The sequence below is a fragment of the Paenibacillus sp. FSL R7-0297 genome (assembly GCF_038009025.1).
Taxonomy (GTDB): Bacteria; Bacillota; Bacilli; order Paenibacillales; family Paenibacillaceae; genus Paenibacillus_AQ.
Genome location: NZ_JBBPAQ010000001.1, coordinates 6,897,274 through 6,921,324 on the forward strand (window position 1 = coordinate 6,897,274; position 24,051 = coordinate 6,921,324).

Sequence of the window (24,051 nt, forward strand, 5' to 3'; positions counted from 1 at the left end):
TAGAACAAGTACTTTGGCTTCGAGGGGGCCCAAAACCATATATAAACAAGCTATACGTTGAATAACATGGAACCGTTCCAGGAGGAGACCTTATGTTTAATATTCTTGTGGTTGAGGATGATGCCAAGTTACGCCAGCTCTTCTGTACCGTACTCACCAGAAATGGATACCAGGCTTTGCCGGCCGTGAATGGCGAGGATGCGCTGGACGTGCTGGATAAGGAATATATTGATCTGATTATCTGCGATATAATGATGCCCCGGATGGATGGCTTCGAGCTGACACGGACGCTTAGGGACAATGATCAGCAGCTTCCCATTCTTATGGTGACGGCGCGGGAGAATTTTGCCGATAAGCAGCAGGGCTTCCTCGTCGGGATCGATGATTATATGGTCAAGCCGATCAATGTGAATGAGATGATCCTGCGTGTCGGGGCGCTGCTGCGCCGGGCCAAAATCATCAGCGAGCGCAAAATTGAATGGGGAGAAACCGTGCTGGACTACGATACGTTAACTGTAATTCAGGGGCCTGAGAGTATCCTGCTTCCACAGAAGGAATTCTATCTCCTCTATAAAATGATCTCTTATCCGAATAAAATCTTCACCAAGCAGCAGCTGATGGATGAAATATGGGGGATGGACTCCGAATCGGATGAGCACACGGTGGTGGTTCATATTAACCGCCTGCGTGAGCGTTTCAGGGATAGCGCTGATTTTGAAATCGTCACCGTCCGGGGGCTTGGCTATAAGGCGGTGAAACGGGGATGAGGAGCGGCAAAAACAGTGGCCTGTGGTGGTATTTTGTATCCATGGTATTCATCATCATTCTGTCGTTTGTCTTCATTATGGCTGTGCTGGCCTTACTGTATTTCCGGGTAGAAAATAACACCTGGGAGCACGGAAACCCCTTCCCGCCTATTCTGACTATGATGTTATTCAGTCTGGTCATCGGGACCACTATCAGCATTATGGTAGGCCGCAAAATATTGTCCCCGATTACGGACTTCAGCAAAGCGGCCAAGGAGATCGCCGGCGGCAACTTCGATATCTATTTGAATGAGTCGCACCGCGTCAATGAGATCAGTGAGGTGGCACATCACTTCAATCTCATGGTACAGGAGCTGCGCAGCATTGAGACCCTGCGCAATGATTTCGTAGTCAATGTGTCTCATGAATTCAAGACCCCTATTGCGGCTATCGAAGGCTACGCCATGCTCCTGCAGGAAGAGAACCTGAGCAAAGAGGAGCATGACGAATACACCGGGATGATTATTGAGAGTTCACGGCAGCTGTCCAATCTGTCCGGCAACATTCTCAAAATATCCAAGCTCGAAAATCAGGAAATGCTTACCGAGCTGGCTGAATACCCTCTGGATGAGCAGCTCCGCCAGGCGTTGTTGCTGCTGGAGTCCCTCTGGTCTGCCAAACAGCTTAATCTTAATCTCGACCTGGAGGAGCAGCGCTATTATGGAAATGAAGAGCTGATGATGCAGGTGTGGCTCAATGTGCTTGGCAATGCGATCAAATTCACGCCGGAAGGCGGGGAAATCTCGGTCTCCATCCAAGCGGACAGCTCCTGGATCTCCGTGATCATCTCCGACACCGGGATCGGCATGACTCCGAAGGTGCGTAAGCATATCTTCGAGAAATTCTATCAGGGCGACCCCGCCCGCGCGGCCGGAGGCAACGGCCTCGGCCTGCCGCTGACCGCGCGCATCATCAGCTTAAGCAAGGGAACCATTGAGGTGCGCAGCGAGCCGGGGCAAGGCTCGGCGTTTACGATCAAGCTGCCGGTTGCGGGGGCGTGAGCGGGGCGGAGCGGGAGCCGGGGCGGAGGACTCTTGTAGATCCTCGTGCCGCTGACCGCCTGCTTTCGGCGGATTCAGGGGCACTTCTGCCTCTCATTCCCGCTTGCCGCCTGCTTTCGGCGGATTCAGGGGCACTTCTGCCCCTCATTCCCGCTTGCCGCCTGCTTTCGGCGGATTCAGGAGCACTTCTGCCCCTCATTCCCGCTTGCCGCCAGTTTCCGGCGGATTCAGGGGCACTTCTGCCGGTGCGACCCCCTTATCCCGGAGTCCTGCGTATAAAATCAGTACTTGTCGTAGACATGCTCTTTATTTCGCTTTTTCTCTCGGCCAGAAGAAGCTGGAGCGGTCTTCTAGAGTCAGGACCCACTCCGCAAAGGTAGCTGGCGGCATGTTACGAAGGCTCGTATGCATTCTGCGATTGTTGTAAAAGTCCATGTACCGGTCCACCGCTTCATAGGCCTCTTCGAACGTGTCGAATGCCTCTTTGCGGAACAAATCCCGATCGATATTACTGTGGAACGATTCAATAAAAGCATTTAAATCCGGCGTTCGAGGCGGAATGCGTTCATGGGTCATTTCCCAGCTTTCACACATGTCGCCAAACAGGTGGCTGACGAACTGTGGTCCGTTGTCGGTGCGAATCACCGGACGTGCGCTGTCAGGGGCGCAGTGTTGCTCCATGGCGCGTCCCAGCGTCTGGCAGGCATGCTTCGCCTCACACGACGATCCCCGGTGGTAGCCGACGATGACACGGGTAAACACATCGATAATGCTCAGGACAAAGAAGTGCCTGTCACGGCCCACCACGTAACCGTACTTAATGTCCATCTGCCAGAGTTGGCCCGCTCCGGTAATGAACCGGTTCTCCGGCAGCTTCCGGGGATGCTTAAAGCGCTTCTGACGCTGGGGCTGCAGGATATCCAGCGCCTGACACAGCCGGTAGCTTTTCTTGTGATTGAGCTTCAACCGGTGCTGGTTCCACAAGCACTTGGCCAGCAGTTTGTACCCGTACACGTGCTCTTCTCCAGCGATTAATTCCAGCAGCCATTCCTGGATTTCCTCGTCGCTAATCTTCTCGCCAGACTCGGTCAAGGAGTAGCCTGGCTGGGGCCTTCCACGCCCCCCTTGAACGGCTGTTGGGGACAGTGACCTGCGTTTCTTACGGTCGTAGTACGTGGACTCCGCTAGCCCTATGAGACGCAGCACTAAGGCCGCTGTATTCCCCTGCTTAATGAACATGTCGGCTACCTCGATTTTTTCGGATAAGCAGGGGTTGGCTTTTTTAGCAGTTCACGGAGAATCTCAATCTCTAACTCCTTTTCGCCGAGCATCTTGACGGCCTTCTCGTATTTCTGCTCCACTTCCAGCAGGCGCTTCAGTTCCTCCACCTGCTCCTGGGGATACGGATGATCTTGTTCCCCATGGGCCCCTCGGTAGTCTCTCACCCACTGATTCACCGTCGCTGGGGTCACCCCATATTTCCGGGCAACCACCGCTGCCTTTATGCCAGACAACACCTCTTGCGCTGCCTTCTCTCTTGTTCCTGTTAGGTGTCCCATTGTGCTCCTCCTCCTCTTGTATTCAGTCTACATTTTTGTGGGGGAGGACTCCAACTTCTTTAGGGGGCTGTGGAGCTTTCGGCGGATTCAGGGGCACTTCTGCCCCTCATTCCCGCTTGCCGGTAACGTCAAGAAGTTTGTGTAAGAGAGTAAAAGTACCTCCCCGGGTTACGGGTTGGGGTGCAGGTGTTTCTGGGGGTCGGGGTTCCCCCGACCCCCAGAAACTGGATTCATTCGCTATTCTTCTTCCGGTGTAGGTAAGGAAGGGTAGCGTGCTTCAAATAGCTCGGTTAGCTTCTTTTTGACGGTTTCCATCCCAAAGCCAGGAACGACCCGCTGCGCATGACGTTCATTGTAGTCGAGCATTTCCAGATACACGATTTTCTCAGCGGCATCCATATTGGTCAAACTGTTCATCGGTTTAAGCCGTTTGCGGATTTCCTTGTTCATTCGCTCAATCGGATTCGACGTGTAGATCGCTTTGCGGATGGGCTCCGGGTACTTGTAGAACGTCAGCAGCGTGGATAACTGTTCTTCCCAGGACTTCATTTCCTTCGAATACAGCTTGCCCCACTTCGCTTTGACCGTATCAAAGTTAGCCCGAGCCACGACCTCATCCGGCGCGGTATACACCGTCTTCAGGGCTTCCAGGACATCGGTTTTGTGCTCGATCCGGATTTTGGGGAACGTGGCCCGCACCTTGTGCACCACACAATGCTGCACATCCGCCTGCGGGTACGTCTCTTTAAACGCCGCATCCAGCCCGGGAAGTCCGTCAAACACACCCAGCAACACTTCCTGGGCTCCACGGTCGTACAAGTCTTTCAGCACCTCCCGCCAGCCGTTCGAACTCTCTTGACCGCCGACGTAGAACCCGAGGATTTGACGTTGTCCCTCTTCGTCAATCCCCATCGCAAAATAAACCACCTCGCCACGGACCGTCCCCCGTTTGAGCTTCACGTACAGCCCATCCAGGTAGATCACAGAATAGCGCTTGCTCAGTGGTCGTTTCTGCCACTGGTGGATATCGTCCAGGACGGTAGCGGTAATGTTGCTGACGGTCGTTGGAGAGTAATGGCTCCCAAACATGCTTTCAATAAATCGGGCCACATCCCGCGTCCCCATGCCGGACTTGTACATCTGGATCACGGCTTCCTCCAGCCAACCGTCCCGCCGCTGGTACGGCTCAAACATCTGAGTTTGGAACAATCCTTGACGGTCGCGGGGGACCTCCAGGTCCTCCAGATTGCCGTATTTCGTGTGCAAGTTTCGGGTGTAGTATCCGTTACGGCTATTGCGTGTACCTGCTTCTTCGCTCGCCATGAACGCCTGCATTTCAGCACGCATGATGGACTCCAAGTTGTCTTTCACAAACTCTTTAACAAGTTTTTCAAATAGATTATTCAGTGAACTTTCGGGTAAAATAGTCATTGGTAGGGTTCCTCCTTGGTGGTTTCGCAATCCCGAGGATACCCTACTTTTTTGTTGCCTGACTAGGCTCCAAATACTGGTACACAACTTATTTTACGCCATCCGCTTGCCGCCTGATTTCGGCAGATTCAGGGGCACTTCTGCCCTTCATTTCCACCTGACGCCTGATTCCGGCAGATTCAGGGGCACTTCTGCCCCTCATTCCCGCTTGCCGCCTGCTTTCGGCGGATTCAGGGGCACTTCTGCCCCTCATTCCCGCTTGCCGCCTGCTTTCGGCGGATTCAGGGGCACTTCCGGTGCGACCCCCTTATCCCGGAGTCCTCCGTATAAAATCGGTACTTGTCGTAGCCTTGCTCTTTATTTCGCTTTTTCTCTCGGCCAGAAGAAGCCGGAGCGGTCTTCTAGGGTCAGCACCCACTCCGCAAAGGTAGCTGGCGGCATGTTGCGAAGACTCGTATGCATTCTGCGGTTATTGTAAAAGTCCATGTACCGGTCCACGGCTTCATAGGCCTCTTCGAACGTGTCGAAGGCCTCTTTGCGGAACAAATCCCGATCGATATTGCTGTGGAACGATTCAATAAAAGCATTTAAATCCGGCGTTCGAGGCGGAATGCGTTCATGGGTCATTTCCCAGCTTTCACACATGTCGCCAAACAGGTGGCTGACGAACTGTGGTCCGTTGTCGGTGCGAATCACCGGACGTGCGCTGTCAGGGGCGCAGTGTTGCTCCATGGCGCGTCCCAGCGTCTGGCAGGCATGCTTCGCCTCACACGACGATCCCCGGTGGTAGCCGACGATGACACGGGTAAACACATCGATAATGCTCAGGACAAAGAAGTGCCTGTCACGGCCCACCACGTAACCGTACTTAATGTCCATCTGCCAGAGTTGGCCCGCTCCGGTAATGAACCGGTTCTCCGGCAGCTTCCGGGGATGCTTAAAGCGCTTCTGACGCTGGGGCTGCAGGATATCCAGCGCCTGACACAGCCGGTAGCTTTTCTTGTGATTGAGCTTCAACCGGTGCTGGTTCCACAAGCACTTGGCCAGCAGTTTGTACCCGTACACGTGCTCTTCTCCAGCGATTAATTCCAGCAGCCATTCCTGGATTTCCTCGTCGCTAATCTTCTCGCCAGACTCGGTCAAGGAGTAGCCTGGCTGGGGCCTTCCACGCCCCCCTTGAACGGCTGTTGGGGACAGTGACCTGCGTTTCTTACGGTCGTAGTACGTGGACTCCGCTAGCCCTATGAGACGCAGCACTAAGGCCGCTGTATTCCCCTGCTTAATGAACATGTCGGCTACCTCGATTTTTTCGGATAAGCAGGGGTTGGCTTTTTTAGCAGTTCACGGAGAATCTCAATCTCTAACTCCTTTTCGCCGAGCATCTTGACGGCCTTCTCGTATTTCTGCTCCACTTCCAGCAGGCGCTTCAGTTCCTCCACCTGCTCCTGGGGATACGGATGATCTTGTTCCCCATGGGCCCCTCGGTAGTCTCTCACCCACTGATTCACCGTCGCTGGGGTCACCCCATATTTCCGGGCAACCACCGCTGCCTTTATGCCAGACAACACCTCTTGCGCTGCCTTCTCTCTTGTTCCTGTTAGGTGTCCCATTGTGCTCCTCCTCCTCTTGTATTCAGTCTACATTTTTGTGGGGGAGGACTCCAACTTCTTTAGGGGGCTGTGGAGCTTCTGCCCCTCATTTCCGCTTGCCGCCTGATTTCGGCGGATTCAGGGGCACTTCTGCCCCTCGTTCCCGCTTGCCGCCTGATTTCGGCGGATTCAGGTACTCATACTGATCTTCTACCATACCTCTAAATCCATAAAAGAATGAATAAGCTCATACCGGCAAACTCGATTACTTCCCTGCTCTAACACAGGTTTGAATTTACCTTTTTCGCATAAAGCATTTATATATTTTCTCGCTGTACGCCGATTTATCCCAAGCTGCTTCACCACCTCCACGGGCCGGAGGAACCCGTTCTTACGGCTGGCGATCCGCAGAATATCCAACTCCATCCTCGTATATTGACGCCTACCCTCATCCGTATTTTTCAACAAACATGGAGTAAGTAAGGCTTTCAGAAGAGAGATTGTCAGCTCCGGAGCAGACTCCAAATCATCGTAAGGGATCGCAACCACACGGTACCCGGCAATTTGCAGATACGTTTCCCGGTTTAGCTCCTGGCGGTAGCGGGTCCGGTCTGTATTCTGAACATGCGGCCCGTACCCTTTCACCTCAATAGCCACCTTAACCTGACCCGGCTTCCATACAAAGTCAACAAAATAAGGCCTTCCCCGCCAATCCGCAACCTCATACTCCGGGTGAAGATCGTCCATATTCCCGAAAATCGGCCACCACACCCGCTCCACAAACATTTGCTCACCATGCCGGTGTCCCCGTTCCAGCCGGTCCAGACGTTCCCCGGTTCTCCGTTTCTTGTGATACTCCAGCCATTGGTGATGCTCTTCAGCGAACCCCATTCCTCTATTCCTCCTCTGCAAAATCCCCCGCCCCCCGCAAAGAGGAGCCTTTTTGTCTTCTTTGATTGCCCGGTTGCCTTGCGTAGACTCCAGAACCTATAGTTTCTGGCGGAGTAATGCACACAAAAAATCCCGCACCCAAAAAGCCATGGGTACGGGATGTGCTTCATCCGTTTTATAGATTATAGTTCTTGCTGCTTCCCGGCGTCAATGAACTCGTCGGCCTCCGGTAACAGCCGGAATCGCCGATCAGTTATCGTCAGGGTTGATGGCCCGCTGGAGCGTAGATAATTTCATATGTGTTACTTTTAGCGTCTCCTCATCGAAGCCAAACGCCATGACATATCCTCTATCGGTATTGACCTTATCGCCAGGAAACAGGCGCGGGATCAACACCCCGTCCATATTCTCAAAGGTGTAGCTTAGAATAACTCCATATGTGCTGCTTACTTCTGCATATGTACCATACGCCATCAGCACATCCTCCAGCGTACTTACTCCGGGGCGGATATGCTGCAGGGTAGCGGTCAAAGCAGGTTCCCCTGCGTCTTCATCTGCTTTTACCGACCATGAATCCATCTTGCCTGATGAATCATAGTGGACGGATACATCCTTATACATCTCATTGTTAAACACATCTTGTCCGGTGGAGGCTCCATAGTATTGTTCAACCAGAGACCTCGGGCTGCTCCATTCCATAATGAGTTTCCCGTCCGGATCACCTATCCCGAAATCCCCTTCAGTAACAGGTACCGCTGTGAAATCCTTTAATCCCGTACCCTTGTCCGGTAATGGAGGCAGTAACCCTGGGTCTGACAGCTCCTGCGGCCGGGGTTTCAATATATTTCCCTTCAGCTTTAACATCCTGATCCACTCCAACGCCTCTGCCCGGGTTAAAGTCGCATTCCCCTTGAATCCCTCCACAGTAGGCTCTTCCGGAAGCGGAAGCAGCTGATTTCCAAGCAGAAAAATGATGGAAGCCCTATCATTATAGTTCTTGCCCAGAGCAGAAGCTATAAACTGCGCTGCCGTCTGTCTGGTTATAGGCGCAGCTTGTGCCTGTGGGTCCTGGAGACCCGGGATGGGGTGCTTCCAATTTTTGGCCATCCGATAAGGTCCAGCGGTCCACTCTTCCCCAAAGATCGTTGCCTTCGGATAGCCGAAGGAGAGATAGTACACCTTCAGAAATTCAGCTTCCGTAATCGGATGGTCCGGCCTGAAAGTCAAGTCTGAATAACCGGTTATATACTGATTCCCCAGCGCCCAGCGTACCCACCGCTCCGACCAATGACCTTGAATATCCGGGAAAATAGGAGAGGTGACTCCCGTGTCATTGTCATCCGCTGTTTCCTCATAGCTCACTGAATCCGCTCTAACCGGATAATCCGGTGTGACGGCACCCGCAATCGTACCCGCAATCAGTCCGGCAACCACCAGTTTGATTGTCCTCAATCTTATCTATCCTTTCGTGAATATATTTTAACAGTTAGCTGTCAGAATTCCCCCACTTCTCTAAGTGGCGGGATGAATGTCAGCGGTCTTTCTCATAGACAAATACAACCTAAAATATTACAATAAAACTATTCAGTAGTATTATGAAATGGGTTGTGATATCCGTGGAATTAGACACAAATAATCATTCAGTATTCTCTCTTCATTATCATCTTGTTCTAGTCGTGAAGTACCGCAGAAAAGTAATAGACGATGACATTTCGAATCGGTTACAAGAGATATTTGAGTCTATTCAGCCTAATTACAATATCACCCTGCAGGAATGGAAGCATGACAAGGATCATGTTCACATTCTAATGAAAGCTCACCCCAATAGCGATATTTCTAAATTTCTGAACGCTTATAAGAGTGCATCCTCCCGTCTAATTAAGAAAGAATTTCCTGTAATTCGTCAACAGCTGTGGAAGGAATATTTCTGGTCCAGAAGTTATTGTCTACTGACGACTGGCGGTGCGCCGATTGAAGTCATCCGGAAGTACATCGAATCTCAAGGTCAGAAATGAGGTGGACAGGTGTTAAAGGCTTATAAGTATCGAATCCATCCCACCTATAAGCAAGAGCAGTACTTCACTAAAGTATTCGGCGCAGTTCGCTTCATCTACAATCGAATGCTTGCAGATAAGATTGAACATTACAAGCAAACGGAAACGATGCTCCAAACGACACCTGCGCCCTACAAAAAGGATTTTGGCTGGCTGAAAGAAGTGGATAGTCTAGCCTTAGCCAATGCCCAGCTTCACTTGGACAAGGCATATCAGAATTTCTTCCGTGAACCGAACGCGGGATTTCCAAAATTCAAGAGCAAGAAGAGGAATAGCCATAGCTTCACAACCAATAACCAGAAGGGAACCATTTCCATTACAGATGGAAGGATCAAAATTCCTAAACTAAAAACGAAAATCAAAATCAAGCTGCACCGTCCATTCGAGGGACGTATTAAATCATGCACCATTTCCAAAACACCCACGGGAAAATATTACGCTTCCGTATTGGTGGAAACGGATATCATCCCATTGCCCCCACTCGAGACGAAGATCGGTGTGGATCTGGGGTTGAAAGACTTTGCGATTCCTTCACATGGCGAAATCATACCGAATCCGAAGTACTTGCGGAAGTCTGAACAACGATTAGCCAAGCTGCAAAAGGACTTGTCACGAAAGAAGAAAGGGAGCCGTAACCGGTATAAAGCAAGGCTGAAGGTCGCCAGACTGCATGAAAAAATAGCGAATCAACGGAAAGACTTTTTGCACAAAACGTCCACCCAAATGATAAACGAAAACCAAGTGATCGTGATGGAGGACTTGCGTGTAAAGAACATGATGCAGAATCATAAGTTAGCCAAAGCCATATCCGAAGTGTCTTGGAGCCTGTTCAGAGACATGCTGACCTACAAAGCGAAATGGTACGGCAGAGAATTAATCATTGCCCCCAAACACTTTGCAAGCAGTCAATTGTGTTCCTGCTGTGGCTACAAAAATGCAGAAGTAAAGAACCTAGCCGTACGGGAGTGGTCCTGTCCTGCCTGTCATACAGAGCATGACAGAGACCGGAATGCGGCACTGAATCTTCTACAACTAGCCATGTAAATGGCCATTAGCGGGTTAGGAACTAGCCTATAAGCTTGGGTAAACTTGGAGCAGTAGCTCTATTGACCAAGAAGCACCCACCTCTTAGGTGGTGTGTAGTTCACTTTATCCTCTTCTTCCACATTATAGCAACCGCTGCTGATTAGGGATATGGTACTTGAGGCAGTAATTTCTAAGGCTAAATCCTTGCTTACTCCGCAAAAAAAGAGATCAGCAGCCTCGATAAAGCCTGCTGATCCCTTCGGATAGAACATTATCACCTTATGGCTCCGGTATCGCTGGAGTCTGTTCCGATAAGCATTGAACTTAAGGGTCTCGCGTTGAACTAGATGGGGAGCTGATATTAATCCGGCGTAAAGGTCAGCGTTGTGATGAACCCGGCCGGAATGTAATTCACGCTGTCTCCCGCTATCCGCACCAGCACCGTTACCGCACCGTAGAAGACCGGCGGGTTGACTGGATCATAGGCAGTCCAATTCAAGCCCCCATCGGTGGAATACTCCATCTTCTCGTTCGCGCCTGTAATGGTGTTTGCAATATCATCTGCAGTTACATTGGGCGGCCATGGCGGCTGAGCGAACAGAGCCACGTCCAAGGCAGAGTTATTCCCTGCTGCCAGGGTGAAGTTATCCGCTGCATAGGCCTTCGTAGTACTTACACCCAGACTGGCTGCACCCGCAACAAGGATTCCGATTAGAGATAGACGGATGTATTTATCGACAGTTCTCCTCATCATTTCAACCTCCACGTCTTATTAAATGAGAAATATAACACAGATCATATTATATCTTATTCTGGATAATTATTCCTTTAAAATTATAAATTTAATATAAAATTTTGGATTAACGGCAGATTTACTCTATAGTCTCAATCACTTTGCAATGAACCTGGCACCTCACCCTTGTTAAAAGCAAAAAAAGAGATTCCTGTATGCTGGGAATTGCTACGACACCCGCGCAAGAAAATCTCTTATTGAATAGGTTAGCTGATACATACATTGTTGAATCAAGTTAACCCGTGCTACCTCTCACCCGCCCAGCACTGCCGCTCAGTTCTGACGGTCTCACCGGTCTGTATCGCCTGCTCAATCATCAGTCCGAGGTACACATCCTGTGAGGCCTCCTCCAGTCCATAGAATCCGGGGCCGCCGGCGGCATAGCCAGCCATTTTATCCAGACAGGCCGCAATCGCGATCTCATCATCGTACAGCCTTGCAGGGGTGAACGGGTTGTTGTAGAGCCATTGTTCACCGCAGATTATCCCTTGAAGATAATAGCCTTCGGCATTCTCCAGTTCCCCCTTGTTGATGCGTCTCAGCTCCAGCTGAAGCGGAACCAGGTTATCCTGCTGAATCAGCACACGGTTGTCGAAGATTTCTCCCCGCTCTCCGCGCACGGAGAGGTGATTCGAACGGGTCCAGGAGCGGTGCTGATCCTTGGTGAAGTCGTATATTCCCAGCCGGTCTCCGAAATCCAGCCAGGCAAGGTCTCTTTTCAGAGGAATCAGCTTGTCCTCAGCCGGAGGGCCGCTGCGGGTAGGGCCGTTAATCCAGCGGGACCCGAACCGCATAGCCCTAATGTTAGCTTCCTCGAAACCGAGCCCAAGCATCCTGCGGATCAGGCTTGCTCCATGATACATATGCGAGACGGACACCGTTGTTTCCGTGATCCGTCCGAGTCTGCCCGAACGGATCAGCGACAGCCGCGCCTCTTGCACCGGATGATAAGGATACTGCTCGGCTACCTGAATCCGCGCACCGTGCATAGTCAGTTCCTTGTGCAGCTGCTCAAGCTCCTCCAGACTTGCGGCAGGCGGCGTCTCCGTCAGCGCCGGGATGCCTCTCTCTGCCAAGAGGTACAGATAATCCAGGGATGCCCGGCCGCTGACCGAGACAAGCACGAAATCCGGGGTTTCGCTCGTAAGCAGCTCTTCAAGAGAACGGTAAGTCTGAACCCCCCATGCTTCTTCCATGGCTCTGCCTTTGGCCGCATCCCTTACCACAAGCCCGCTAATCTGAAAGCGGTCCGGCATGGAACGGGCGATTCTGAGGAAATATTGTGCGCGGAAGCCCGCTCCGCCGATAATGCTGAATTTCACTGTCATATTCTTACCTCCCTTATCAGCTGCCGAGAGGGAACCGCGGGGCATTGGCGAGAATACCGTCCCTCGTATACAGCATACAGTCCTTAGCTAATGGAAGAGTTACCGGCCGCCCGGTAATCGAGGCTTCATAGATGGCGGTGACCAGCTCCAGCGTCTTCCTTCATGCCCGTCAATCAGAACAGCAGCTGGTAACCTGGGCCAATTCGCCTCCTGGATAAGACAGAATGGCGATTGACAGATCCATTTGATTTAGTTGATCAGCTCTGTAGGGTTCATGCCGGTGATTTTCTTGAACAGCGTGCTGAAGTAAGGAATGTTTTTGTAGCCCACCCGTTCTGCCACTTCGTAGACCAGCATATTCCGTTCCATTAATAGCTCTCTGGCTTTCTCAATCCGCACCCGGGTCAGGTAATTGTTGAAGGTTTCACCCGTAATATTCTTGAATATAATGGACAGATGATTCCGTGAGATATATACCTTATCTGACAGATCGGCCAGCGTAAGCTCTTCCGCATAGTGCTCATGAATGTAGCTGGTCATGAAATCAACAACCTGCCTGTGTTTGCCGCTGCCTTTCCATTGCCGGCTGGCGCAGATCGCGGTTATTTTGGCGGACAACCAGCCTGCCAGCTGGTCGGGCATTGCCAGATTGCCGATCTCTTTGGCAATCTGGTCATTGGTGAACAGATCATCCAGTACCAGTCCCGATTCATACAGCGAGTAGGTTATGATTCCCCACAATTCACTGCCAAGCATCTGCACGTAGCCGGCTGAGACCCCTCGCTGTTTCTGCAGCTCTGTGACATATTCGCTTACAAGCTGCTGCGCTTCGGCTTCCTGCGATGCCTTCATCGCAGCGGCCAGTTTATAGGAGAACTTGACCGGAAACAGTGCCCCCCTCTCCTGCCCGCCGCTGCTGCTCTCCCGGTACTGATACACTTCATAGGCCGGATTCATCCGCAAGGCTCCCTGATCCATCGCACGGAAAGCCTCTTCCGTGGATTCGGGAATCCTGATCCACGTTTCCTTCAGTCCTCCGATTCCGATACGTACTACCAGTTTCAGATATGAGCTGATACTGTCAATCAGCCGGGTCCCAAGCTCCTCCAGCCGGTGCGCGCACTCTTCCTCGGGATGAATAATTAATAATGCCCTATAGCTGTTCAGCTCTGTATATTCCATGTCCGTGCAAAACTTGCGCGTAACCTCACAGGCAATATTGCTGACGGCGAAGCGAAACAGATTCCAGTCGGAGACAGAGAAGGAGCTGGCCCGCTCATCGCGGATCAGTTCAATACCGATGGTGGCATGCTTGCGTTCCAGCCAATACTGATAAGAAGGCGGCAGGTGGGTATTGTTCCGGTAAGAAGGGTCCAAAGTGCCGACAGCTGCGGAACGAACCCATTCTTTCTCGACAAAGGGCTCGTACAGCATCATCTTCAGCTCAAGCTCTCCCTGTCTGATCCGCTCCTCCTCCTCTTTGATCAGCTCCTCAGTGATCCTGCCCAGTATCAACTTAAGCGTCGGCAGACTGATCGGCTTGGAGACATAGTCACTTACTTGAAGCCTGAGTGCTTGTCTGGCATGCTCAAAGTCTGAATATCCGCTCAAAATAATAATTTTGCCCTTGAAGCCTTCCTTCCTGAGATGCTCCATCATCTCGAGGCCGCTCATCACCGGCATATAGATATCGGTAATCACAATATCCGGACAGGTTGCACGGATCATCTCCAGACCATCCTCCCCGTTAAGTGCTTCCCCGGCCCATTCTGCATCCAGTTCATCCCATGGGATCGCCCGCTTCATCCCCTGGAGGACCTGTCGCTCATCATCAATAATGGCGATTTTCCACATCGTCTCTGCCTCCTTAAGCTTCCTTGCTATCCTATCCGCCGCAACGTTATCTGCCCTGCCCGGCGTGGGAAGCGCTCCCACTTCTGCCTTCCACTTAGCTCATTCGATTCTCGCTTAGTCGCTGCCCCGGAGCCTCTGTAAGCAAAGGCAAAATCACTTCTACTCTGGTTCCGCCTGCTTCACGTTCCTTCAGCGTAACCCCATAGCCATTGCCGAAATATCCGGCAATTCTCTCCCGCACATTGCGAATGCCATAGCCGCCGGTATGGCGTTTACGCGGCCGCTCTTCATGCTGCTTCAGGCCTGCTCCGTTATCATCAATAATAATCTGCAGCGCCTCCTCTGCTCTGCCTATATAGACAGCAACAACGCCGCTGCTCTGCTTATTGAATCCGTGTACGATTGAATTCTCCACGAACGGCTGCAGGGTAAGCTTCGGGATATACACATCCTGTAGCTCCGGGGCTACCTCGATCTTGTATTCCAGCCCTTCCCCCCAGCGGAGCTGCTGGATTTCGAGATAACACCGGATGTGCAGCAGTTCTTCAGAGATTGTAATGAAGCTCGCCCCGTTGGATAAGCCGATCCGGAACATCTGTCCCATCAGCTCCAGAATCCGGCTGAGCTCTTCCTGCCCGGCATCGATTGCCATCCAGTTCAGCTGATCCAGCATATTATAGAGGAAATGGGGATTGATATTGGCCTGCAGCGCTTCAATCTCAGCTTTCCGCTGCTGCTCATAACGCCGTTCCAGCGAGAGATACAGCTCCTCAATCCGCTCGTTCTGCTTGCGGTAGCCGGAGAATAAATAACCGAATTCATTCTCATAATCCGTAGGCAGCTCCTCTTTGTGGCCGCCGACGGAATACATGCGCATCGCGCTTACAAGCTTCTTGATCGGTTTGGTAAACTGCTTGCTCAGATAGTGCGTCAGCAGCACCACCAGCAGGATTGCTGCGATACCGATCAGACCGATCCACTCTGCCAGCTTCAAACTGCTTGCCGTAATCTGCTTCCATGACGTGAATTCGATTAGCGTCCAGATGGAGTTATCCATTCTGGAATAGACCAGCAGGGTGTTGCCGGAACCTGCTTTGCCCGGAATATGCACATAGCCCGACTTCTTACTCTTGAGATCGATCCACTTAGACCACTCGTTCTGTTCGAGCGTCTCCCCGATCCTCAGAATCTGCTTCCCTTCGCTGTCGGCCATGATGCGGTTTGACCCGGAGGAATTGCCGGTCAGCAGCTGCCGGATTTCCTTGGCTTTAATATGGACGACCAGCACGCCCAGATAGTCATTCTCATACATGATTTTCCGGGCGAAGCTAAGCACCGGGACGTCCCCTTGAAAGCTGGGAATGGTATATTCCCCGGACCAGGCGAAGTCGCTTTTCACCAGACGCTTGGACCATTCCTGCTTATCCAGATCAATAATATTCCGGAACTGGATGTAGCTTTGGCTCTCACTCGGCATAGGTTCATCCATATATAGATCAATACCCTGAATTAAAGGAATGGCATAGGTCAGATTGGCAAGCGCACTCTCAACGCTTACACGCTTGCGGTACCGCTCGAAATCATCCTGCCTGTTCAGCAGAAAGGTCGTCAGCTCATTGTCCCGTGAGGTAGACAGTGAAATCTGCTCAATCATATCCAGCCGCGTTGTAATTTCATTATTCAATTCGTCCAGCAGCCGCTGCTGGTAATGGGAGGTCGTCTGCACGAGGGCTTTGGATGAATTGCTGTAGCTTGTCCAAGCTGTAACTGCGATTACTAGAATGAGCACAATAGCAAAGCTGTGGAAAAACAGGCGGTCGATTCTGAATTTTTTAAAAGGATTGGTCAAGTCCTTACCTTCCTTCACTTCCGGTTCACACGAAAGAAACGGTAAAGCTGCGAATGAGGCTCGGGCGCTTTACCGTTATGTGACGGATGTTTTTTTACATCTTATCCCTTTATCCCTGTTGTCGCAATCCCGTCTACGAAATACTTCTGTAGGAACATGAAGACGAGCGTAGCCGGAAGAATGGATACAAGCGACATAGCAAGCAGTTGACCCCACTCCGCAGCAGATTGGGAATCGTTGATCATGCGCAGCGCGAGGCCGACTGTATACTTATCTACCGTGTTGATGTAGAGGAGATGACCCAGGAAATCATCCCAGTTCCACAGGAAGCAGAAGATGGTCACCGTAACGATCGCCGGGAAGGCCAGAGGCATAACCACTCTCCAGAAGATCCCGAACCAGGAGCAGCCGTCAATTTTGGCCGATTCATCAAGCTCTTTTGGAACACCGCGGATAAACTGAATCAGCAGGAAGACGAAGAAGCTCCCGCCGGCCCCGCCCGCCAGCAGATGGGGAACGATAAACGGCAAATACGTATTGACCCAGCCTAATTGATGGAACAAGGCATACTGCGGGATGATCAGCACCTGTCCCGGCATCATCAGGGTCAGCATCAGAATGGAGAACCAGAAATTCTTCAGCGGAAAATCCAGTCTTGCGAAACCAAAGGCAACCAGAGTGCAGGATAGCAAGGTTGCGATAAGTACAGCAATTTCAAGACCGAAGGTATTGAGATAAAAATCCGTAAAGGTATGTCCGGGAACCGAATTCCAGCCTTTGGTGAAGTTCTCCCATTGCGGGACCGCCGGGAAGATACCCGGTGAACTCAGCTCAGTGCTATCCTTCAGCGAAGCCCCGATCCACCAGACAATCGGATAGACCATGACGAAGCTGAAGAGAATCATGAACAGATGTCGGAGTGCAGGCTTCCAATTCAGAGTTGTCATTTGCGTTTTTTCCCTCCAGTGTCTGTTTCATAGAATACCCAATACTTCGAGGTGTAGGAGATCACAAGCGTTGCAGCCACGATTGCGACCAGCATAATCCACGCCAGTGCCGAAGCGTAACCCAGCTCATAGCGGCTGAATGCCCTTTCATACAAATACATGGCATACACATATGTAGCGTTCATCGGTCCTCCGTTTGTAATCACAAAGGCGGAGGTGAACATCTGGAAGGCACCAATAACGGCCATGATAAGGTTGAAGTAGAGGATCGGCGACAGCATGGGCAGGGTGATGCGGAAGAATTGAACTACCTTGTTAGCCCCGTCGACCGAAGATGCCTCGTACAAGTCGTTCGGAATCTGCTTGAGTCCAGCCAGGAAGATTACCATGGTGGAACCGAATTGCCAGACCGTCAGCAGGATTAATGTGCCCAGCGCTGTATCGGGATTGGTAATCCAGCTTTTCCCCTCGATGCCAAAGACCGCAATCAATTTATTGAAGATCCCGTCTACCCCGAAGATGTTCCGCCAGAGCAGCGAGACCCCGATACTGCCTCCGATAAGTGAGGGGAAATAGATCGCCGTACGGTAAGCACTGATCCCTTTAACGGCCTTGCTGAGGATCATTGCCACGAAAAGAGCTGCCGCAAGCTTCAAGGGCACCGAAGCAAGCACATACATGACGGTAACTTTGGCAGATTGTATAAATTTCGGGTCTGCAGTAAAGATCCGCTCGTAATTGCGGGACCCGATCCATTGCATGGGCTGCATCAACGTGTAGTCGGTAAACGAATAGTACAGCGATAGGAATAACGGATACGCTGTCAGCGCCAGAAACCCGATCAGCCAGGGTGAAATAAACAAATAGCCTGCAAGCGGAGCGTTCCATCGGCTTCGAAAGTATGAGCTTTTTTTCGGCGATGGAGCGGCTTCGGCTATAGTCGTTGTGGAACGGTTCATCTGTGGTCACCTCTTGTGGTCAATTTTTATAGCTTAAGTATATAATTGGTCCACGCTCTGCTAAAGGAGGGGAATGCTCGAATTCTTTTAAAATATAACGATTAATTTATGGAGCAAAGTCTATTTTCTCATTTCAATAAAAAAGCCCGGGACATTGCTGTCCCAGGCTTACGTTCAAAAATAAGAATGTATATGCTTTACGCTATAAATTATCCTTCTATTTCTCGTAGGATTGCGCTGCTTCCTTAAGCTGCTTATATGCTTCTTCCGGCGTGGATTTCCCGAAGCTGAGCTGATCACGGACCAGCACCCAGTCTTTGTCCACGAAGTTCGTCCAGCCTCCGGCTCCGGCCGACCAGGTCTGGCCATCCGGCTCCGTAGCACGAAGAAGACCTAAGCCTACCTTATCCAGATCGCTCATGTTCGCTTCCAGCAGAGCGGCATTGTCCTTGTTGGCCGGGAGACCACGGAAGGTTTTGGTGATTTGGGCGGCTTCCGGATCATTCACAAACCAATTGATGAATTTCTTGGCTTCTTCTGCATGCTTGGAATTCTTGGAAACAGCCATGTACATCGACGGCTTCAGCCATCCTCCGGCTTCTTCTGCACGCGGCATAGTTACAAGTGCGTACGCCCCTGGTTTAATACTGTCCCAAGTACCCAGATTGTTGGAGAAGCTGTAACGGAACAAGACTTTTCCCGCTGCCAGCAGGTCCATTTGCGGATCGTTTTCCTTATCGGATGCATTCACGTCCGCTGGAGGAACCAGGCCTTCTTTACGCAGCTCTTCAAATTTCTTGGTCCATTCCAGGTACGTGGCTTCATCCACGTTGAAATGACCGTCATCCGTGATAACCTGCCCTTTACCTCTTGCGTATTGGTAAGCGGAATACATAAAGTAGTTACCCGCATAGTCCAGGGTGAAATATTGACCGTCCGGCAGCTTGGCTTTGGATTCCTTAGCTAAAGCGAAGAATTCATCCCAGGTCCAGCCGTTCGCCGGATTGGCAATGCCCAGCTTATCCATGGCAGCTTTGTCATATACCATACCGAAGGCTACCGAGCCCAGTGGAACGGCATATTGCTTCCCGTCCAGTTGGCCTCCGGCCAGCAGCTTCACGTCGAATTTGCTTACATCCACCTCAGGAGCCAAATCTGCCAATTGACTGCGTGCCATCCAGTCCGGCATCCAGCCCGGGTCAAGCTGAACAACATCAGGAGCATTGTTGGCCGCAGCTTGGGTGGATAATTTGTCCAGATAACCGTCCATACCTGAATACTCCGGCTCAAACGTTACATTCGGATTGTTCTTCGTATACAAATCCAGCGCCGCCAAGGTAGCTTCGTGACGCGGCTGGGAGCCCCACCACATAATACGAAGCTTGACAGGTTCACTGCTTGGAGCAGTAGTTGCAGCCTCAGTTGCATTTGTGCTGGCAGGTGCCTCAGTAGCAGCTCCTGCATTGTTTGCTCCATTCCCTCCGCCGCCGCAGGCAGCTAGTGTACCTAATATAGCTGTCATGGCCAACATCGAAAGAGAACGCTTCCAATTCAACATCTTTAACCCTCCTGTATAAATCTGTATTGTCTTGCTACATTGCTATAGTAACAATTAGGAATTGAAGTTTATATAAGGGCAATGCACGATTTATTTTAAAATCTCCCGGAAATGCTATCTTTCGGATATAAAAAATGCCCGAGGGCTGTCCCGCTATCATAGATAGCGGGACAGCCCTGAGCGCCCAATCTGCATTCGTCTAATTTATCATACTGGCTGCAATGCGGATGATATCATCCTTGGTTAACTCCGAATTCTCCTGACCAACCGCCACGGAATAGATGATCTGCGCTTCGGGGTCAGACCAAACCAGTTTATACTTATACCCCAAGTCGAGCTCTGTGTTGCTGGAGTCATCGAGATAAATGAGCTGCTTGCCACCTATCTCAACATTCTCCACCTTTGTCTTTTCGCTCCACGGCAGCGGATATGCCGGTCCTGAATTGTCATCAACACGTGAGACACCAATTCTTACCTGAGTCTCCCCCTTCTTATATATCAGCGAGGAATACTGGTAGACAAGGTTCTCCGCCTTCTCTACTCTCCAGATCAGCCGGAAGTTGTCCCCCAGGTCTCTCTCGTTTCCGCCCTCAAGCTGCTTCTCATCTGGGACCTTTAGGAAAGAAGGCTTGATGATTGCCTCGTCCAAGACATACCCTTCCGGCATATACGCCGGTTGCTTCACTAGCGGAATGTTGTGCTTCTCTACGCTGGTCTTGTAAGCTGCATACTCCTTGAACGTGAGCGGTGGAAGGTACATGTTAAGACTCCCCTCTTCCTGCCGGTCTTCACGCGCAATTACATAGGTGGCATACTCTCCGGGAAGCAGCAACTCCTTCATGAGTTCGTGCCCTTTTGAATATTTCTGGCTGTAGAGCTTACTCTCCTGGTAGGCTTCATCCTCTATACCCGGCTGTGCTTGAGGAGTATAGGGCATCAAGGGTTCTTTCGCCTTCTCTATCATGCCGCCTGATGCCGTCACCGGAAGCGGCTTATAGGGCAGCACCTTGTACTGAGCCCCAGCCCCCTGCCGGACTTCACCGGAATACTGGGTATAACCGCCGCCCAGCAACACTACCACAAGGAGTGCCGCCACCCAGCCCTGCACCCGAATCCGCAGGATTCGCTTCCGCTTACGTCCCGTTCCGGCTTCTGTCTCAACCCTGCGCATAATGTTAGGAGCACCTCCGTTTGGCGGAAGCGTCTGCACCGTTGTCTGCTCTTCATCAGCAGATAAAGTCCCTCCAAGCCCGAGCGCTTTCATTACCGGGTCATGTACATCAACGGAGATATAATTAGCAGACCGGTCTCCGTCCTTCAGAAACCGCTCCTCCGGGGTCAATTCACTCTTGGCCATAATTGTTTCTCCTTTCTCTCAATCGCTTTTTTTAGCTTGTCTCTGGTCCGTTCATATCTTTTGCGTACGGTAGCCGTACTAACACCCAGAATTTCGCCGATTTCTGCAAACGATTTATCTTCATAAATACGCAGAATCAACAAATTCCGGTCTTCCATATCAAGCTTCCCCAGGGCGGCCGAGACCGGCTCGCTGAACAGGCGGTTCTCCACCATTTGTTCGGCGCTGTCCACTGCAACCTCCTGCCGGAGCAGCTTGCGCAGTTGAAGCTGAAATTTCTGCCGCCGCAGCTGGTTCAGACAATGGTGGTAAGCGATCTTGTAGAGCCAGGATACGAAATCCGCCTGCGGCTTGTATTGCCCGATATTCTGGTAGGCCTTAATCAGAACATCCTGCACCGCATCCTCCGCCTCTTCCTTGCTGTTCAGTAGCCGGAAGCAGTAGAGGTATATCCGCTGCTGGTACAGCCTGATCACTTCGGAGTACAGGTGGGCTTCTCCTGCCTGTATTCTCCCAATCTTCTCTTCGATAGAATCCACGTTGGTCTCCTTTCTTCTATTTCTTCTGTTTCTATAGATATAACACTTGAGCAGCCTGAGGCGTGACAATTATTTATGCCGGGCTCCGCAGCAAAAGAGACCAACAGACAGTACTCTGTTGATCTCGTTATGTAAAAACCATGCGATACAACTAGCGGTCCAGCCATAGCTCCACACGGGCGGCTCCCCGGTTCCCGGGGCCATCGGCCGCAGGCATTGTCCGTCCGTTCTTCTGGACAATGCCTGCGGCCGCCGAAGCTTAGCCCGGAAATGTTGTACGTTTTGCAACTCGGGCTCCTGGCTAGCGGGGGTTTCGGCCGGATTGTTGTACGAAATACAAGAATTTTCCTGACAAGCCGCTTGGAGGAGGAGAAATGCTGCATTTAATACAATAATTGGCGATTATGTCCGGCATTAGGAGGATAAGGTTGTATACTGTGCAGGATTATAAAGGCAACCGGATTCCAGCCGCAAAAAACAGGTTAAACGTGGTTTGAGCATGTGCTGAACAGGGTGGAATAGGGTTGACGTGGGTGGAACGTATTTTGCAGACGGCTTACAAATCGTGAACTCCGCCCCAACAAAAAAACACCTGCCCACGTCAGGAGGCAGATGTTAATTAAAGTACTAGATTCAGCGGATACCTTCCTAGCACCGCACATGCTTGCGTTTAAATCCGACGCGGCCTTTTTCGACCGCCTTTTGTATATTGTCGTAGGCATTAATGAATTTGCCTGCAGGCTTGTCCTTGCCCACCTCTACCGGGCCTATCCTTTTCGCCGTCTCCGTTGCCAGATCATGCAGCGGCGAATAGGATACGGCTACGGTGTACAGGAAGTTGTTCATTGAATATTTGGTACGCTCCGGCGCCTCATGTATACTCTTGCTCACCAGCTCCAGCATACCGGCCAGCTTGCTCTCAGAGAATTCCTTATCCGGGCGGCTTCCCAGCAGCCAGCAGTAACAGCTCCAGCCCGCCGATATTCTCAGGTCCTCCCCGCTCGCGATCCATTTATCAGCAACCTGCTGGGCAATATCCGCCTCCGCCAGAGTTACGGCCACCACGAAATCAGACAGCATATAGAAATAAGCCCCGTCCATCCACCGGTCGTAATCGGCTTCCGTCATCCCGTTAGGGTCGGCAATGATCCCGGCAAAATACATCGCGTCATAATTCCCCGTCGCATATAACTCTTCAGCCAGCGGCTGATTAATTTTAGTTTTTTTGAAAATCGGCTTCATCGCCCCGGTAGCTACACCAAAAAGCGGTTCCTGCGCGCCATTCGAGCTGTATATTTTCTTGGTTCGTTCCTTACCGAGCTCTTCCAGCTCCTGCATGACCATTTCTGCGTTCATTATATAACACTCCCTTTATCCGAAGTATTCTCTTCAAAGTGATCCCTTAAGCCTGACCGGCATCACCGGTTACTGAAAGTGTACTGTACTGCCTGTTCTGCCGCAACCTACCGGAGATACACCCGAACCACAATATCCTGGTCGTGATTGCCGAAGCCCGCCCCATACAGCGTCAATCCGCCTACATGTTCTGCCTGCTCGTCCACCGTGAACCGAAGCGTCCAGAACGGCTCATGCAGCTTCACCTCCTGAATGGTCACCTCCGACATCTTCACTCCATCTATAAAAGTACCCGAAGCGTCAATGCGGATCGTCTTGAGCAGCCCGTACTGATTCACATTCCGGTGCCACCATTCCGGCGTATATCTGCCGCGTGCCGCTCTGCCGAAATCCGCCGGACTAGTCCAGGCTCCAAGGAACACACCGTTAAACGTGAAGCCGATATCCGACGGCCATTCGTCTCTTAAGCCAGGCGCTTCCGAAGCCAGCTCCATGGATATTTCAAGGAAGTCCGCCGTCTGGCCGGCGGCCAGATAGTTGGGCATTTTATACTCCACGTATCCTCTGCCAAACCATAGAATCGCAGCATTAACCCGCTCAGGATCCAGAAAATAACGCGGATCATCCCATACCCCGATCTCCATCTCATGTGTACCCAGCCCGCAGGTTGGATGAACTTCAAACGCCGTATAATGACCCACAGAAATGCTCTGCTCGAGCATCTTCGCGTCCTTGCGGGAAGACGGCAGCTGGATATCAATGCTTGCTGCTTTGAGGAAGCACAGCTTATGCGTCCCCCCGTTCAGCCGGACCCTGCGGCTTCCGGTCAGCCCTGCGGCTTCGAGCTTCCGGATGTGCAGGGTAACGATGGACGGGCTGAGCGCAAGCTTATCCGCGATATCCTTCACATTCATTTCACACTCGGCAATGAGGCTCATAATTCTCCACCTGACTTCACTGGCCAGCGCCTCGTATAAAGGCATGTACTCCGGTTTCCCGTCCGCTTTTATCATCATGATTTTCTCCTGATCACTGAATTCATATTTCTATTAATTTAACCGATTTAAATCCCGCAGACAAGCTTAATCTATTGCTATGAATCTCAAGTTGGTGTTTAATTTCCTTAGAAGTGATCATATTGAATTTATATATAT

General features: G+C 51.3%; 22 protein-coding genes. 4 read left to right on the plus strand and 18 right to left on the minus strand.

From position 1 onward, the window contains the following. The first annotated feature begins 92 nt into the window (after positions 1-92). Together MKZ24_RS29895 and MKZ24_RS29900 are read left to right on the plus strand one after the other, a co-directional pair. A complete protein-coding gene (locus MKZ24_RS29895) occupies positions 93-767 on the plus strand; it encodes a response regulator transcription factor (RefSeq protein ID WP_042233733.1) in 675 nt (224 codons plus the stop codon). Continuing rightward, positions 764-1,807 (plus strand): HAMP domain-containing sensor histidine kinase, encoded by a 1,044-nt coding sequence (locus MKZ24_RS29900; RefSeq protein ID WP_340789441.1) that lies wholly within the window; start codon positions 764-766, stop codon positions 1,805-1,807. The genes MKZ24_RS29895 and MKZ24_RS29900 overlap by 4 nt, the downstream gene beginning before the upstream one ends. A gap of 306 nt (positions 1,808-2,113) precedes the next feature. On the opposite strand, the gene MKZ24_RS29905 is transcribed toward MKZ24_RS29900, so the two are convergent. From MKZ24_RS29905 to MKZ24_RS29935, 7 genes are all read right to left on the minus strand, one after another. Further along, positions 2,114-3,046 carry an IS3 family transposase gene (locus tag MKZ24_RS29905; RefSeq protein WP_081956694.1) on the minus strand — a complete coding sequence of 311 codons (933 nt, stop codon included), beginning with the start codon at positions 3,044-3,046 and terminating at the stop codon, positions 2,114-2,116. Positions 3,047-3,051: 5 nt separating this feature from the next. Further along, positions 3,052-3,366, minus strand: a complete 315-nt coding sequence (locus MKZ24_RS29910) for a helix-turn-helix domain-containing protein (protein ID WP_052416735.1) — start codon at positions 3,364-3,366, stop codon at positions 3,052-3,054. Between the two features lie 237 nt (positions 3,367-3,603). Next, a complete protein-coding gene (locus tag MKZ24_RS29915; protein WP_340788064.1) occupies positions 3,604-4,797 on the minus strand; it encodes an IS256 family transposase in 1,194 nt (397 codons plus the stop codon). A 357-nt stretch (positions 4,798-5,154) separates the two neighbouring features. Then, positions 5,155-6,087 carry an IS3 family transposase gene (locus MKZ24_RS29920; RefSeq protein WP_081956422.1) on the minus strand — a complete coding sequence of 311 codons (933 nt, stop codon included), beginning with the start codon at positions 6,085-6,087 and terminating at the stop codon, positions 5,155-5,157. A gap of 5 nt (positions 6,088-6,092) precedes the next feature. Beyond that, positions 6,093-6,407, minus strand: a complete 315-nt coding sequence (locus tag MKZ24_RS29925) for a helix-turn-helix domain-containing protein (protein ID WP_052416735.1) — start codon at positions 6,405-6,407, stop codon at positions 6,093-6,095. Positions 6,408-6,596: 189 nt separating this feature from the next. Then, entirely contained in the window at positions 6,597-7,277 is a 681-nt protein-coding gene (locus tag MKZ24_RS29930) for a hypothetical protein (RefSeq protein WP_340789444.1), read from the minus strand. A 249-nt stretch (positions 7,278-7,526) separates the two neighbouring features. Further along, on the minus strand, positions 7,527-8,729 hold the full coding sequence (locus MKZ24_RS29935) for an S-layer homology domain-containing protein (protein WP_340789446.1): 1,203 nt from the start codon (positions 8,727-8,729) through the stop codon (positions 7,527-7,529). Positions 8,730-8,893: 164 nt separating this feature from the next. Between MKZ24_RS29935 and tnpA the strand changes: the two genes are divergently transcribed. Both tnpA and tnpB read left to right on the plus strand, forming a co-directional pair. Next, positions 8,894-9,292, plus strand: a complete 399-nt coding sequence (gene tnpA, locus MKZ24_RS29940; protein WP_156123092.1) for an IS200/IS605 family transposase — start codon at positions 8,894-8,896, stop codon at positions 9,290-9,292. A gap of 9 nt (positions 9,293-9,301) precedes the next feature. Next, a complete protein-coding gene (tnpB, locus tag MKZ24_RS29945) occupies positions 9,302-10,375 on the plus strand; it encodes an IS200/IS605 family element RNA-guided endonuclease TnpB (protein WP_340789448.1) in 1,074 nt (357 codons plus the stop codon). 343 nt (positions 10,376-10,718) lie between these two features. On the opposite strand, the gene MKZ24_RS29950 is transcribed toward tnpB, so the two are convergent. From MKZ24_RS29950 to MKZ24_RS30000, 11 genes are all read right to left on the minus strand, one after another. After that, positions 10,719-11,111 carry a DUF4073 domain-containing protein gene (locus MKZ24_RS29950; RefSeq protein WP_081956419.1) on the minus strand — a complete coding sequence of 131 codons (393 nt, stop codon included), beginning with the start codon at positions 11,109-11,111 and terminating at the stop codon, positions 10,719-10,721. Between the two features lie 284 nt (positions 11,112-11,395). After that, positions 11,396-12,478 (minus strand): Gfo/Idh/MocA family protein, encoded by a 1,083-nt coding sequence (locus MKZ24_RS29955; RefSeq protein WP_042233719.1) that lies wholly within the window; start codon positions 12,476-12,478, stop codon positions 11,396-11,398. Positions 12,479-12,727: 249 nt separating this feature from the next. Next, a complete protein-coding gene (locus MKZ24_RS29960) occupies positions 12,728-14,332 on the minus strand; it encodes a response regulator (RefSeq protein WP_340789452.1) in 1,605 nt (534 codons plus the stop codon). Between the two features lie 94 nt (positions 14,333-14,426). After that, the gene (locus MKZ24_RS29965; protein ID WP_042233716.1) at positions 14,427-16,181 is read right to left on the minus strand and encodes a sensor histidine kinase; all 1,755 of its coding nucleotides are present in this window, start codon (positions 16,179-16,181) and stop codon (positions 14,427-14,429) included. 101 nt (positions 16,182-16,282) lie between these two features. Next, the gene (locus tag MKZ24_RS29970; RefSeq protein WP_042233714.1) at positions 16,283-17,128 is read right to left on the minus strand and encodes a carbohydrate ABC transporter permease; all 846 of its coding nucleotides are present in this window, start codon (positions 17,126-17,128) and stop codon (positions 16,283-16,285) included. Further along, positions 17,125-18,087, minus strand: a complete 963-nt coding sequence (locus MKZ24_RS29975) for a carbohydrate ABC transporter permease (protein WP_042233713.1) — start codon at positions 18,085-18,087, stop codon at positions 17,125-17,127. Before MKZ24_RS29975 ends, MKZ24_RS29970 begins: the two co-directional genes overlap by 4 nt. Before the next feature lie 217 nt (positions 18,088-18,304). After that, positions 18,305-19,645, minus strand: coding sequence for an ABC transporter substrate-binding protein (locus MKZ24_RS29980; RefSeq protein ID WP_042233711.1), 1,341 nt, complete (start codon positions 19,643-19,645; stop codon positions 18,305-18,307). Between the two features lie 199 nt (positions 19,646-19,844). Then, on the minus strand, positions 19,845-21,002 hold the full coding sequence (locus tag MKZ24_RS29985) for a hypothetical protein (RefSeq protein WP_340789456.1): 1,158 nt from the start codon (positions 21,000-21,002) through the stop codon (positions 19,845-19,847). Continuing rightward, positions 20,984-21,541 carry an RNA polymerase sigma factor gene (locus MKZ24_RS29990; RefSeq protein WP_042233705.1) on the minus strand — a complete coding sequence of 186 codons (558 nt, stop codon included), beginning with the start codon at positions 21,539-21,541 and terminating at the stop codon, positions 20,984-20,986. Before MKZ24_RS29990 ends, MKZ24_RS29985 begins: the two co-directional genes overlap by 19 nt. 648 nt (positions 21,542-22,189) lie before the next feature. Then, positions 22,190-22,897: a DNA alkylation repair protein gene (locus MKZ24_RS29995; RefSeq protein ID WP_340789458.1), complete on the minus strand. Its 708-nt coding sequence runs from the start codon at positions 22,895-22,897 to the stop codon at positions 22,190-22,192. A gap of 107 nt (positions 22,898-23,004) precedes the next feature. Next, a complete protein-coding gene (locus tag MKZ24_RS30000; RefSeq protein ID WP_340790243.1) occupies positions 23,005-23,910 on the minus strand; it encodes an ArsR/SmtB family transcription factor in 906 nt (301 codons plus the stop codon). Positions 23,911-24,051 lie beyond the last annotated feature (141 nt).

What these genes read in the sequence shown, in the direction of transcription:
- MKZ24_RS29895 (WP_042233733.1), top strand. Translation starts at nt 93, where the DNA reads ATGTTTAATATTCTTGTGGTTGAGGATGATGCCAAGTTACGCCAGCTC.
- MKZ24_RS29900 (WP_340789441.1), top strand. Translation starts at nt 764, where the DNA reads ATGAGGAGCGGCAAAAACAGTGGCCTGTGGTGGTATTTTGTATCCATG.
- MKZ24_RS29905 (WP_081956694.1), bottom strand. Translation starts at nt 3,046, where the DNA reads ATGTTCATTAAGCAGGGGAATACAGCGGCCTTAGTGCTGCGTCTCATA.
- MKZ24_RS29910 (WP_052416735.1), bottom strand. Translation starts at nt 3,366, where the DNA reads ATGGGACACCTAACAGGAACAAGAGAGAAGGCAGCGCAAGAGGTGTTG.
- MKZ24_RS29915 (WP_340788064.1), bottom strand. Translation starts at nt 4,797, where the DNA reads ATGACTATTTTACCCGAAAGTTCACTGAATAATCTATTTGAAAAACTT.
- MKZ24_RS29920 (WP_081956422.1), bottom strand. Translation starts at nt 6,087, where the DNA reads ATGTTCATTAAGCAGGGGAATACAGCGGCCTTAGTGCTGCGTCTCATA.
- MKZ24_RS29925 (WP_052416735.1), bottom strand. Translation starts at nt 6,407, where the DNA reads ATGGGACACCTAACAGGAACAAGAGAGAAGGCAGCGCAAGAGGTGTTG.
- MKZ24_RS29930 (WP_340789444.1), bottom strand. Translation starts at nt 7,277, where the DNA reads ATGGGGTTCGCTGAAGAGCATCACCAATGGCTGGAGTATCACAAGAAA.
- MKZ24_RS29950 (WP_081956419.1), bottom strand. Translation starts at nt 11,111, where the DNA reads ATGATGAGGAGAACTGTCGATAAATACATCCGTCTATCTCTAATCGGA.
- MKZ24_RS29955 (WP_042233719.1), bottom strand. Translation starts at nt 12,478, where the DNA reads ATGACAGTGAAATTCAGCATTATCGGCGGAGCGGGCTTCCGCGCACAA.
- MKZ24_RS29960 (WP_340789452.1), bottom strand. Translation starts at nt 14,332, where the DNA reads ATGTGGAAAATCGCCATTATTGATGATGAGCGACAGGTCCTCCAGGGG.
- MKZ24_RS29970 (WP_042233714.1), bottom strand. Translation starts at nt 17,128, where the DNA reads ATGACAACTCTGAATTGGAAGCCTGCACTCCGACATCTGTTCATGATT.
- MKZ24_RS29975 (WP_042233713.1), bottom strand. Translation starts at nt 18,087, where the DNA reads ATGAACCGTTCCACAACGACTATAGCCGAAGCCGCTCCATCGCCGAAA.
- MKZ24_RS29980 (WP_042233711.1), bottom strand. Translation starts at nt 19,645, where the DNA reads ATGTTGAATTGGAAGCGTTCTCTTTCGATGTTGGCCATGACAGCTATA.
- MKZ24_RS29985 (WP_340789456.1), bottom strand. Translation starts at nt 21,002, where the DNA reads ATGGCCAAGAGTGAATTGACCCCGGAGGAGCGGTTTCTGAAGGACGGA.
- MKZ24_RS29995 (WP_340789458.1), bottom strand. Translation starts at nt 22,897, where the DNA reads ATGAACGCAGAAATGGTCATGCAGGAGCTGGAAGAGCTCGGTAAGGAA.
- MKZ24_RS30000 (WP_340790243.1), bottom strand. Translation starts at nt 23,910, where the DNA reads ATGATAAAAGCGGACGGGAAACCGGAGTACATGCCTTTATACGAGGCG.